This window comes from Shewanella khirikhana (assembly GCF_003957745.1).
In the GTDB taxonomy this organism is placed as follows: domain Bacteria; phylum Pseudomonadota; class Gammaproteobacteria; order Enterobacterales; family Shewanellaceae; genus Shewanella; species Shewanella khirikhana.
The window spans coordinates 1,653,035-1,665,286 of record NZ_CP020373.1; the positions used below are offsets into that span (position 1 = coordinate 1,653,035).

Here is a 12,252-nt window from a genome sequence, read left to right on the forward strand (position 1 = left end):
AAGCCCATGAGCACAAAAGAGATGGACATCAATAAGCTGCTGGTTGAATTTTATGAGCGCTTTTCCGCCTGGGAGCACCATATCGTTGAAGGCAGCGGCTTGCCACTGCCGATGATGCACACCCTGGAGCTGCTGGGGCTCTACGGCCCGATGCGCATGACGGATCTGGCCGAAAAGCTCTGTATCAGTACCGGCACCCTGACAGTGCGGGTCGATAAGCTGGCAAGCGATGGCCTGGTGGAACGTATCACCAATCCACAGGACAGGCGCTCACTGCTGATATCGCTGACCTCGCTGGGGCTTGAGATCTTTAAAGAGCATGACCGCGCTCACCTGGATATGACGGCCAAACTGACCAGCAACCTCAGCGCCGATGATAAGGCCACGCTGCAGCGACTGCTTGGGCAACTCACCGAACAGTTCGATACGCTGGCCTGACCAGCCCTCATTGAAACAAACCTTTACACTTGAACGTGGCAGGCGGTTGCGCCTGCCGGAAATTCCGATAATTTAGTGTCCTTATAACAACTATTGCGACCGCAACATCATAAGGACTAACAATGAAACAACGGATATTGCTTCTTGGCGCAGCCTCTTTGCTCGCCTTCAACGTTGCCGCCGAAGGCGACGATCCCTTTATCTGGCTCGAGGATGTCGAGGGTGAAAAAGCCCTGGCCTGGGTAAAGACCCAAAACGATCGCTCTTTGGAAGAGCTCAAAGCCGTGCCTGGCTACAACGCGCTGGTAGACAACGCGCTGGATATTCTTAACGATAAGGCGCGCATTCCCTATGCCGGCCGTATCGGCGATCACCTGTATAACTTCTGGAAAGACGAAACCAATCCTCGCGGCATCTACCGCCGCACCACCATGGCCGAATACGTCAAAGACGCGCCAAAGTGGGAAACCGTGCTGGATATCGATGCCCTTGGCAAAGCCGAAGGGGTGAACTGGGTATTCAAGGGCATGGACTGTCAGTATCCAAAGAACGTGCGTTGCCTGGTGTCTTTGTCCCGTGGTGGCGCCGATGCCGTTGAAATCCGTGAATTTGATCTCTCTAGCTTAAGTTTCGTTCCCGCCGACAAGCAGGGCTTCTTCCTGCCGGAAGCCAAGTCCAGCACCAGCTGGATTGATGAGAACACCCTGTTTGTGGGTACCGATTTTGCCGAAGGCGACGCCTGGACCGATTCGGGCTACCCACGCAAAGTGAAAGTATGGACCCGTGGCACCGACATTAAAGACGCCAAAGAAGTCTATGCCGGTAACAAGGCTTCCGTTGCGTCGTCTGGCTACGTGATTTGGGACGATAAAACGCCGCTTAAGCTGGTGTCTGAAGCTGAAACCTTCTACGAAGCCAGCTACAAGGCGCTGGTCGATGGCAAGCTGGTGGATCTGCCGCTGCCAAAGGATGCCGATCTCAAGGGCTTCTTTAAAGGTGATATCTTTGTAGAGCTTAAGAGCGAGCTCAAGCAGGGTAGCAGCAGCTTCCCGCAGGGCGCCATTGTTTACACCAAGGCTGACAAACTGCTGGCCGGTAAGCCTGAGTTTGCGCTGTTTGTAAAACCCGACGCCAATTCATCCATCAGTCAGGTCACCTTTACCCGCAATGCGGTGCTGGTGAACTGGCTTGAAGACGTTAAGAGCAAGCTGGTGCGCTATCGTAAAGATGCCAAGGGCCAGTGGCAGGGTGAAAACGTGGGCTTCCCAAGCAACGGTAGCATCAGCGTGTTTGACAGCAGCCGCGACAGAGACGATCTGTTTGTTACCTACACCAGCTTCCTCGAACCATCCACGCTTTACAGTGTGAATGCCGAAAGTCTCAAGCGTGAGTCACTCAAGGCGATGCCAGCCCAGTTCGATGCATCAAAATTTGAAGCCAAACAGTATTTTGCCACCAGTAAAGATGGTACCAAGGTGCCTTACTTTGCCGTGATGGCCAAAGACATCAAGCTCGATGGCACCAATCCAACTCTGCTGTACGGCTATGGCGGTTTTGAAGTGTCGCTGCGTCCATTCTACTCTGCCACCACAGGTAAGAACTGGCTGGAGCAGGGCGGCGTTTATGTGCTTGCCAACATTCGTGGCGGCGGTGAATACGGTCCAGGCTGGCACCAGGCTGCGCTGAAGGAAAACCGTCATAAGGCCTATGAAGACTTCGAAGCCATTGCGGAAGATCTGATTAAGCGCAAAATCACCTCGCCAAAACACCTGGGTATTCAGGGTGGCAGTAATGGCGGCCTGCTGATGGGCGCCGCCTTTACCCGCAGACCGGACCTTTATAATGCCGTGGTGTGTCAGGTGCCACTGCTGGATATGAAGCGTTATAACAAACTGCTTGCCGGCGCCAGCTGGATGGGTGAGTACGGCAACCCGGATGTGGCTGCCGAGTGGGATTACATCAAAACCTTCTCGCCATACCACAACCTGAAGAAAGACACTCAATATCCAAAAGTGTTCTTTACCACCTCTACCCGTGATGACCGCGTGCACCCGGGCCATGCCCGTAAGATGGTAGCCAAAATGGAAGACATGGGTTACGAGGTGCTGTACTTCGAAAACATGGAAGGCGGCCATGCCGGCGCGGCAGATAATAAACAAACTGCGGAACTTAATAGCCTGGCATATGCCTACTTATTGAAGCAGCTTAAGTTGTAACAGCCGGGGATCGGCTCACACCTTAACAAAACCACCGAGGCTGCTGTCGGCCCCGGTGGTTTTTTATTGGGCATTTGTCCCATAGGCTGAGACTTTTGTTTTATTTTCTAATGCCACGTTTACAATAGGCACACTTTTGTCGGGCTTTATTTGGGGGAGAGTCAGTTTGAAGTCCATCGGTTTAAATCGTTTTACGTTTTTTGTCGCCCTGTATTACGCGCTAATTCTTAACATTCCCTTGTATATCAGGGCGGCCGAAGGGCTTAAGGCGCTTTCTCACATCGACTGGCTGTTTGTGGCCAGTTTGCCTGTGCTGCTGAACTGTCTGCTGGCGTTTATCTTCTCGCTGTTCAGCTTTAAATACCTCGCCAAGCCGTTTTTCATGGGGCTGACTTTGCTGTCGGCCTCAGTTGTTTATGGCATGTACAAGTACGGCATAGTGTTTGACCGTGCCATGATGGAAAACATCTTCGAAACCCACAGCGCTGAAGCCCTGATGTACGTGAACGCCGAGTCCATTATCGGCTTTGCCTTACTCGGGATATTGCCTGCGGTGCTGATATTCAAAGCGCCCATTGAGTACCGGGTGTGGTGGAAAGAGCTGTTACACAAGCTTGGGTTTATGGCCGCCATGTTGGCCTGTGCCGGTGCCATTCTTGGCGTCTATTACCAGGATTATGTGGCGTTCGGGCGCAACAACGATGATATGAAACAGCTGATTGTGCCGACCTATTTTATGGGCGCGGCGGGTAAGTATCTCAATCAGCGCTACTTTGAAACCCCACTGGTGTATCAGCCGCTGGGGGAAGATGCCAAAAACGAAACCACTGACAGCAATCAAAAGCCACTGCTCACTGTGCTGGTGGTGGGTGAAACCGCCCGCTCGATGAATTATCAATATTATGGCTACCAAAAAGACACCAATGCCCACACCAAACCCTACAACCCAGTGGTCTTTGATGATGTGAGCTCATGCGGCACGGCCACCGCTCAGTCGCTGCCGTGCATGTTTTCCCGCATGAGCCGCGAAGAGTACGATGCCAGACGTGCCCGCGCGCAGGACAGTGCCATCGATGTGCTGAGCCATGCCGGGGTACAGGTTAACTGGATTGACAACGACAGCGGCTGTAAGGGCGTATGTGACAGGGTAAGCAATGAACTGATTGCACTTAACGACACGCCTGAGCTTTGCGACGGTGAATCCTGCCTGGATGAAGTGTTGCTGCGCCGCCTCGACTCCCTGCTTGAAAAAGGCGTTGAAAAAGACACCCTGGTAGTGCTGCACATTATGGGCAGCCATGGGCCAACCTATTACCAGCGTTATCCCGAGGCACACAGAGCTTACACACCGGACTGTCCGCGCAGTGATATTCAGAACTGCAGCAACGAAGCTCTGGTGAATACCTACGACAACACCATTCGTTACAGTGATTACATTATCGCCGAAGTGATGAAGCGTTTGGTTGAAGCGCAGAGCCGTGCCGACACCGCACTCATGTATATCTCGGATCACGGTGAGTCACTCGGCGAAAAGGGCCTGTATCTGCATGGCGCGCCTTACGCGTTTGCCCCCAAAGAGCAGATCAGCATTCCCTGGTTTGTGTGGCACTCGCCAGGATTCATCAAGGAAAATCAAATTGATGAAGATTGTTTAAGGGGCTTGAAAGGGCCTTGGTCCCATGACAATCTGTTCGACAGCTTACTTGGTTGGATGAATGTGAAAACGGACGTCTACCAACAGGATATGGACATTTTTGCCCGTTGCCGTGCTCACTAAAAAACACGTCAAAATAAGGATGGTTTTTTGGCGCCGCAGGCTGGATTTTTACGCCGCGGCCGCCAACACTTTGTGATGATGTAATACAGCAGCGCCGGGCCGACACTGAAGACACCTACACAATGACAACAGCCAGCCACAGTAAACATCTTGAACAGTCAGCGCGCATTTTGCGCCAGGCCGTGCCGCAAATGTCGGCACTCGGGATCCCGGTGACCCCCGAAAACTATGCCGTTTGGTATCAGTACTATTTAGGCCAGGATCTGGGCCTTGTGAGCGCCATCGACAGCCTGATAGCCAATAGGGTGGCCTTTGCCCAGGACGTGTGCGTTGGCCTGTACAACAACTTCATTCTGAACAATGCTCCCGAAGTGCTGGAAAACGTCCAGCTCGAAACCGTCATGCTGATAAACAGCCTGCTGACCAAAATCAGTCAGCTGTCCCTGGGCTCTGAAAGCTTTCAGCACAATATCGAAGAGTTTGGCCAACAGTTGCAGCACGAGAGCGACCCCAAGGTACTGCATAACCTGGTGGAGCAGGTGCTGGTTGAAGTGGACAAGGTGATAACCGACCACGCCTCTATCAACACCAGCCTCAAGAGCATGAACGATGAGCTGGATCATCTGCGCTCTGAAATCAACGAATTGTCGGTGATCTCGGTTACTGACAAACTCACCGGGCTTTATAACCGCCGGGCCTACGAAGAGGAAATCACCCAGCAGCTGATGCAGGATGAACCCAAAGGCTCACTGCTGGTGATTGATATCGACCATTTCAAACACTTTAACGACAGCTGGGGCCATAACGCCGGCGACAAGGTACTGGTGTATGTGGCCCACAATCTGAAGATGGGCGTAAAAGGCGACGATATGGTGGCCCGCTATGGCGGCGAAGAGTTTGTGATCCTCTTGAAAGACACTTCGGCCAGCAATGCCTGTTTGGTGGCCGAAAGCCTTCGAGAGCGCATCGCCACCAAAAAGTTGACCCTGGGCAAAGAACAGGTCGATTTGGGTAAGATCACGGTATCCATCGGTGTAGCAGAGCTTCGCGCCGGTGAAAGCGGAGAAGCCCTGTTCGACCGGGCCGACAGGGCTCTTTATCATGCCAAAACCAGCGGCCGCAATCTGGTGAAGCTGGCGCGGGACTAACGCGTTCTGTGTTTTTCAAAATAAAAGCCCTCAATCGAGGGCTTTTTTATGGGCAAACGCGCAGGCTATTCGCTGGTTTGGTTTCTTAAATTGTTCAAATCCATGTGCATTTTTATTAGGTGCTCGTCCATGTCGAAGGTCACGGTAAAGCCAAGGCTTCGTGCCAGATTCGCCATATTACGGTTTTCTATCATGGTAAAGCCCGTCAGCACTGCCGTTTCGTTTTGCAGGTAGTAGCGAATAAGCTTTTCCAGAAGCAGTTTACCCAGCCCCATGCCCTGATGGTCGCTTCGCACCGCCATGGCAAATTCGGCCTCGGTATTGTCCGGGTCAATGGATGCCCGCACCGCGCCAAGGGTGTACTCTTCGCCGTTCTCGTCACTGGCTGTGGCGATAAAGGCCATCTCGCGGGCGTAATCGATTTGGGTGAGTACCGCCATTTCTTCGTGGGTCATCCGCTGGCGGGCACCAAAATAGCGCTTGTATCTGTCTTCATCGGACAGTGAATTATCAAATGCCAGATGCTTTGGCTCATCTTCCGGCAAAATAGGCCTGAGCATGACTTCGATACCGTTTTTCAGGGTGGCGGTTTCTTCAAGCTCCTTGGGATAGGGCAAAATTGCCAGCCGACTGTTGTTGTCGGTGCTGCTGGCATCGAGTCTGAGGTTAATATCCAGCAGGGTAATGGTTTCCCCAGCGGCAAGCACAGGATTGAGATCCAGTGTTTGAATTTGTGGGCAGTCGATAACCAGATGCGAGATTTGCGTCAGCATCAGGCACAGGGCCTGCATATCGAGTCCTGCCGGCAGATGGCGGTCACGCATTTTGCCGGTCTTGAGTGCCTGGATCACCATGTAGCGCGCCAGTGCCATATTCAGCGGGGGCAGGGCAACCGCGGCATCCTTGGTGGGCTGCCACTCAGAGCCACCTTCACCTAAACAGATAGCCGGGCCAAATACAGGATCGTTAATCACCGCAACCCGCAGCTCCTGGGCGCCGGCCGTCAGCGCCATTCGCTGCACAATCAGACCTTCTATCTTGGCGTCAGGATCGGATTGATGCACCCGCTGCATCATGGCCGTGGCGGCATGGCGAATATCTTCTTCTGAGCTCAGATTCAGCATGACCCCATGTACATCGGATTTGTGCAAAATATCCGGCGACTGAATTTTCAATGCCACCGGATAACCGATGCGACTGGCAATTGCGACCGCTTCGTCATCGTCTTTGGCAAACCAGGTGTCTATGGTGTTAAGCCCGTAGGCCGATAAAATCGGGCTGGCTTCGTGGGTTTCCAGCACAGATTTGCCTTTGGCGAGCGCAGCGCCTATTGCCATGCGGGCTCGTACTGCATCGTGGGGCACTTTGTCGGTAATGGATTGAGGCACTTCCTGCAGCAGTTTCTGGTTGCGGCGATACTCCACCATGTGCATAAAAGCCCCCACGGCGCCTTCGGGGGTTCGGTAAGTGGAAACCCCGGCCTTGGTGAAACGTTTGCGGGCACGGTAGGCCGAGTCTTCGCCGCTCCAATTGGTAAGAATATTGAGTTTACTGCGGTGGGGGTGCTTTTTAATGGCATCACTCAGGGCTTCGGCAATCTCTTCACTCTCGCCAAGGGCCGATGGCGAGTGCAGCACCAAAATGGCGTCAACATCGCCGCTGTCCATTAAAATATTGAGCGCATCCACATAGCGCTTGGCGCCGGCATCACCAATGATATCAATGGGATTCTGCCCGGACCAGGTGGGCGGCAATACCTTATCCAGCGCGGTAATAGTGGGCGCGGAAAGCTCTGCCAGTTTGCCACCCCGGCCAATCAGCTCATCCACCGCCAATACCGCCGGGCCGCCGCCATTACTGATAATGCCAAGGCGCTCACCTTTAAGATCGTTGCCGTGATTCAGGCTCTCAAGGGCGGCAAAAAGTTCAATCAAATCATTCACCCGCAGCATACCAGCACGCCTGAAAGCAGCCTCGTATACCGCATCGCTGCCGCTTATACCGCCGGTGTGTAATTTGGCCGCGCCTGCGCCTTCACGGCTGCGACCGGATTTGATCACCAGAATAGGTTTGTTGCGCGCAGCGGCTCGGGCAGCAGAAAGAAAGTGGCGTTTTTCGTTGATGGAATCCATGTACAGCATGATGGCGCTGGTGCGGCCATCGCGGCCAAGGAAGTCCAGCAGCTCGTCAAAATCGATGTCGCTGGCATCACCAAGGGAGATAAAAGATGAAAAGCCAATGCCCTTGTTGTTGGCCCAATCCAGCACAGTGGTGCACACCGCCGCCGACTGGCTGACAAAGGCGATTTTGCCGCCCTGGGCCGAGGTGTGTGCCAGGCTGGCGTTAAGCCCAACGTTTGGCAGCATCATGCCCAAACTGTTGGGGCCAAGGATACGCATGCCGTAGCGTTTGGCATTGCTTAAGGTGAGCTCCAGCAGATTGCGGCCGTCGCCATCGAATTCCTGCGCCATGCCGGAGGCCATGATAATCGCCACCTTACAGCCAAACTGAGCCAGGGTTTCAACAATGCCGGGGACACGGCTTGCGCGGGTGCAAATGATGGCCAGATCCGGCTTGATTGGCAGCGCCTCAATACTCGGGTAGGCCAGTACGCCCATCACCGCCTGATATTTTGGTGTAACCGGCATAATGGGTCCGGCAAATCCGCCTGCGAGCAGGTTTTTCATCACCACGTTACCGGCACGCTTATGGCCGTTGGATGCACCTATGATGGCGATAGAGGAGGGCTTGAACAGGGTATTGAGGGTGCGCTGACTCATGAAGACTCCATCCTAATGGCGCTGCGGGCAACCAATGCATTGTGAACAGTCTACATGAAGCTTAGGCGCGCATCACTTGAGAAATATCATGAAATTATGATGTTAATACGGAATGGGGAGTGTTTCGGCTGGGCAAATCAACACAAATTGGTACGAAGCAGAGGCGGGAGAGAAAGTCGGGATACAAAAAAACCTGCCGTGGCAGGTTTAAATGGTGCGCTCTAGTGGACTCGAACCACCGACCCCCACCATGTCAAGGTGGTGCTCTAACCAACTGAGCTAAGAGCGCATTTTGGTACACCCGAGTGGACTCGAACCACCGACCCCTACCATGTCAAGGTAGTGCTCTAACCAACTGAGCTACGGGTGTATTGTGTTGTGATGCCCAAGGGCAGCAGCGAACGAGCGCTATATTAAGGGGCGCCAAGGGCGCCATGCAAGTAAAAATATCAGCAAAGCGCCTCAAATGGTGATTTGCTGCGCAACTTAGGGGCTGCTGGGCAGCAAATCGAGCCCGTTGGCGCGTCAGTCGGCCAATTTAAACACTGGCGCTTTTTTCTGGATATATCTCAATCGGATGGCGAACAGGATTGCCGCTGTGGTGAGTCCTGCGATAAGGCCTGACCAAAATCCGTGTGCGCCCATGGCAGGTACCAGAATATCTGTGTAGGCGAGGGTATAACCCAGGGTCATGCCGATAGCCCAGTAAGACACCAGGGTGATGTAAAAGGCGCTGCGGGTGTCCTTGTAACCACGAAGGGCACCGGCGGCCACCACCTGCACCGAATCTGACAATTGGTACAACGCCGCCATAAACATCAAACTGGAGGCGAGCGTCACTACCGCAGGGTCGGTGTTGTAAAGCCTTGCGATTTCGACCCGAAACACCACGGTTATCACCGCAGTAATGGACGCCATAAAGAGCGCCAGCGCCAAGCCGACCTTGGCCACCAGTGCTGCGACGTCGGCCTGATCGCGCCCCAGGTAATATCCAATTCGAATGGAGACGGCAATCCCTATCGACAGTGGCAACATAAACACAATCGATGAAAAATTGAGCGCAATTTGATGCCCGGCCACCACATTGGCACCCAGCGGTGCCAGCAGCAGCGCGATAATGGCAAACAGACTGACCTCGAAAAACAGCGCCATGGCGATAGGTGCCCCCAATTTGGTCATGCGCCACATGGTTGATGCGCTCGGTTTGTTCACTCCTTTATGGGGGGAGAGCTTGGCAAACTTGCGATGCCAGGCCATGTAAATCAGCATGGCAACAAACATGGCCCAGAACACCAGTGCGGTTGCCACGCCGCAGCCGGCGCCGCCCATGGCAGGCATGCCAAAATGACCGTAAATAAAGATGTAGTTGGCCGGAATGTTCACCGCAAGGCCAACAAAGCCTATCACCATGGTTGGCAGGGTGTAGGAAATGCCTTCACTCATGCCTCTTAATACCTGATACAGCACAAAGGCGGGTACCCCCCACATAAAGCCGAACAGGTAGCCTTCGGACAGGCGCCTCAGCTCTGGCTCCAGCTCCATGTAAGACAGAATATGTGACGACAGGCTGAGAAACAGCATCACCCCAAGGGCGCCAATTATGGCAATATAAGCTGCCTGCCAGGCGAGCGGACGAATTGCCGCTTCGTCATTGGCGCCATGCAGCTGGGAAAACACCGGCGTGAACGCCATCAGCAGCCCCTGCACAAACAGCAGCGCCGGCAGCCACAAGCTGGTACCAACGGCCACCGCGGCCATATCCACCGCACTGACGCGGCCTGCCATCAGGGTGTCGATAAAGCCCATCATGGTTTGGGTTATCTGGGCAACCAGCACCGGAGCTGCCAGTTGAATGAGTCGTTTGGCCTGAAAGCCCGAATTGAGCATAGAAAAACGCCTTAGCCTTAAAGGAATCGAAAAAGAATGTTTACCGGTATCGTACAAGCCACCTGTGAACTGGTGGCGCTGGAAAAGCGCGAGGGAATGCACACACTCGCAGTGAGCCTGCCAGAAGAATTGAGGGAAGGACTCATGCCGGGAGCGAGTGTTGCCAATAATGGCGTTTGCCTCACCGCAACCCGAATCGCCGATGATAGGGTCTTTTTCGACGTAATGGAAGAAACCCTGCGCCTGACCAACCTGGGGAATGTGGAGGTCGGGAGCCAAATCAACATTGAGCGTTCTTTAACCTTCGGCAAAGAGATTGGCGGCCATCTGCTGTCTGGCCATGTGCATGCCAGGGCAAAGGTGACTGAAGTCGCCGATGTGGGTGAGCAGCGTGATTTACGGTTAAGGCTGCCCAAGGAACTGATGAAATACGTGCTTTATAAAGGCTTTGTTGCGGTAAACGGCTGCAGCCTGACGGTGGGCGAGGTGTTTGACGATGGCTTTATGCTGCACCTAATCCCCGAAACCTTAAGGCTGACCAACCTTAAACAGGCACTGCCGGGTACTGAGCTGAATATCGAAATCGACAGTCAGACGCAAACCATTGTGGACACAGTAGAGCGGGTCTTGGCGGCGCGCGCTCAGTAAAGCTGCTCGTCATCGCCATCGACCCATAGCTCGATTTTGCGATTAGCCTCATCCACATGCAGGCGGATGTGGATGGGGTTACAGCAAATACGGCAATCGTCGTAAAACTCCTGATCGCCTGCAGTGGCATCCAATTCAATCCGTTGATGATGCCCGCAGTGTGGGCAGGCAATGGTTTGCTGTTTTATCCGCATGGCCAGCTCTCCTGTGTGAAAGCGTTCCTAAGTGATTACGTTTTACTCTGCGCAATGCTTTAGCTACCGATGTCGTATCAGGTAACGGCCCCCAGGTAGCCAGTGGCACTGCGGCCACCATCTACAGCAATGATTTGTCCGCTGATGTAGCCTGCTTTCAATAAAAAACTTACCGTAGTGGCAATATCATCCGGCTCACCTGCGCGGCCAAGGGGGATTTGCTTTACCACGGCATCGGCATTGCTGTCCGGGCTCTCTGGCCAGAGGATAGCCCCCGGCGCAACTCCATTTACCCGTACCTTTGGCGCCAGCTCCTGCGCCAAAGAAAGTGTTGCCATTTCCAGCGCCGCCTTTGACATTGAGTATACCCCATGGCGCTTAAGCGGGCGCCGGCCATGGATATCACATAGATTCACAACAGCGCCGCCTTTTATAGCCAATTGCGAATAAAGGCGCTTGGTCAGCAGATAAGGGGTGAGGGCATTGACTTGGAGCACTGAGGTCATCGCATCAAATGCAGGGCCCTGACAGTCGCCATCAATGCCTGCTGCATCCTCAGGTGCAAACACAGAGGCATTATTGACCAGCGCAGTAAGAACGCCGCCTTTGTCACCAAGCCGATGGGTTACGCCGTCAACCAACATCTTAAGCCCAGCCTCTGAGCCAAGCTCTGCCTGTAAGACAGCAGCCGAGCTTGGCCTTAATAAGTTCAGCTCCAATGCCAGGGCGTCGGCCTCTGCTTTTGAGTGATGGCAATGAATAAGAATATTGAAACCATCACAGTGCAACCTTTTACAAATAGCGGCGCCGATGCGCTTGGCGCCGCCTGTGACCAATGCCCATTGATGCGGCTGTGAGTCGCTTGGGGATTGATGCTGGTGATTGTTTTGAGTGGCCTTATTGTCTGCAGCCTGAGCTAACGCCATTGTGGTTATCCTTGAAAGAGCGCCTGCCTGCTCGCGTTAAGTGATGTCTTTGCCCAAGGGTAACGTGGCTTTTTGGCGCCGCAAAGCGAATATTGCCGCCGAGCGGGGCAGCTTTCTTGTATGAATATCGTCAATGACATACACTATTTGACCGCGCCGGATGAGGCTCAAGGCTCCTGTACTGTCTTACCCACCGAGCGTTTCTTCTTTTAATACCCATGTGGCCCTTGGTGTGGGT

The 12,252-nt window shown here is 53.7% G+C and carries 9 protein-coding genes and 2 tRNA genes; 5 read left to right on the plus strand and 6 right to left on the minus strand.

Features of this window, described 5'->3' with window-relative positions:
- Positions 1 to 6: 6 nt before the first annotated feature.
- The 4 genes from STH12_RS07155 to STH12_RS07170 all read left to right on the plus strand — a co-directional run bounded on the left by STH12_RS07155 (position 7) and on the right by STH12_RS07170 (position 5,579).
- The gene (locus STH12_RS07155; protein ID WP_237158784.1) at positions 7 to 438 is read left to right on the plus strand and encodes a MarR family winged helix-turn-helix transcriptional regulator; all 432 of its coding nucleotides are present in this window, start codon (positions 7 to 9) and stop codon (positions 436 to 438) included.
- Positions 439 to 560: 122 nt separating this feature from the next.
- The gene (locus tag STH12_RS07160; RefSeq protein ID WP_126166919.1) at positions 561 to 2,654 is read left to right on the plus strand and encodes a prolyl oligopeptidase family serine peptidase; all 2,094 of its coding nucleotides are present in this window, start codon (positions 561 to 563) and stop codon (positions 2,652 to 2,654) included.
- A gap of 166 nt (positions 2,655 to 2,820) precedes the next feature.
- Complete coding sequence (locus STH12_RS07165) at positions 2,821 to 4,431, plus strand: phosphoethanolamine transferase (RefSeq protein ID WP_126166920.1); 1,611 nt, start codon at positions 2,821 to 2,823, stop codon at positions 4,429 to 4,431.
- A gap of 122 nt (positions 4,432 to 4,553) precedes the next feature.
- Positions 4,554 to 5,579 (plus strand): GGDEF domain-containing protein, encoded by a 1,026-nt coding sequence (locus STH12_RS07170; RefSeq protein WP_126166921.1) that lies wholly within the window; start codon positions 4,554 to 4,556, stop codon positions 5,577 to 5,579.
- A gap of 65 nt (positions 5,580 to 5,644) precedes the next feature.
- Here STH12_RS07170 and STH12_RS07175 read toward each other — a convergent pair whose 3' ends face one another.
- The 4 genes from STH12_RS07175 to STH12_RS07190 form a co-directional block, all read right to left on the minus strand.
- Positions 5,645 to 8,359, minus strand: coding sequence for a bifunctional acetate--CoA ligase family protein/GNAT family N-acetyltransferase (locus tag STH12_RS07175; RefSeq protein ID WP_126166922.1), 2,715 nt, complete (start codon positions 8,357 to 8,359; stop codon positions 5,645 to 5,647).
- A gap of 212 nt (positions 8,360 to 8,571) precedes the next feature.
- Positions 8,572 to 8,648, minus strand: a tRNA-Val gene (locus STH12_RS07180).
- A gap of 4 nt (positions 8,649 to 8,652) precedes the next feature.
- A tRNA-Val gene (locus STH12_RS07185) sits at positions 8,653 to 8,729 on the minus strand.
- Between the two features lie 155 nt (positions 8,730 to 8,884).
- The gene (locus STH12_RS07190; RefSeq protein WP_126166923.1) at positions 8,885 to 10,246 is read right to left on the minus strand and encodes an MATE family efflux transporter; all 1,362 of its coding nucleotides are present in this window, start codon (positions 10,244 to 10,246) and stop codon (positions 8,885 to 8,887) included.
- 36 nt (positions 10,247 to 10,282) lie between these two features.
- On the opposite strand from STH12_RS07190, the gene STH12_RS07195 reads away from it, so the two are divergent.
- Complete coding sequence (locus STH12_RS07195; RefSeq protein WP_126166924.1) at positions 10,283 to 10,894, plus strand: riboflavin synthase subunit alpha; 612 nt, start codon at positions 10,283 to 10,285, stop codon at positions 10,892 to 10,894.
- Here STH12_RS07195 and STH12_RS07200 read toward each other — a convergent pair.
- Positions 10,888 to 11,088: a CPXCG motif-containing cysteine-rich protein gene (locus STH12_RS07200; protein WP_126166925.1), complete on the minus strand. Its 201-nt coding sequence runs from the start codon at positions 11,086 to 11,088 to the stop codon at positions 10,888 to 10,890. The two genes, STH12_RS07195 and STH12_RS07200, sit on opposite strands and share 7 nt — an antisense overlap.
- A gap of 77 nt (positions 11,089 to 11,165) precedes the next feature.
- Positions 11,166 to 12,014, minus strand: coding sequence for an SDR family oxidoreductase (locus STH12_RS07205; protein WP_126166926.1), 849 nt, complete (start codon positions 12,012 to 12,014; stop codon positions 11,166 to 11,168).
- Positions 12,015 to 12,252: the final 238 nt, after the last annotated feature.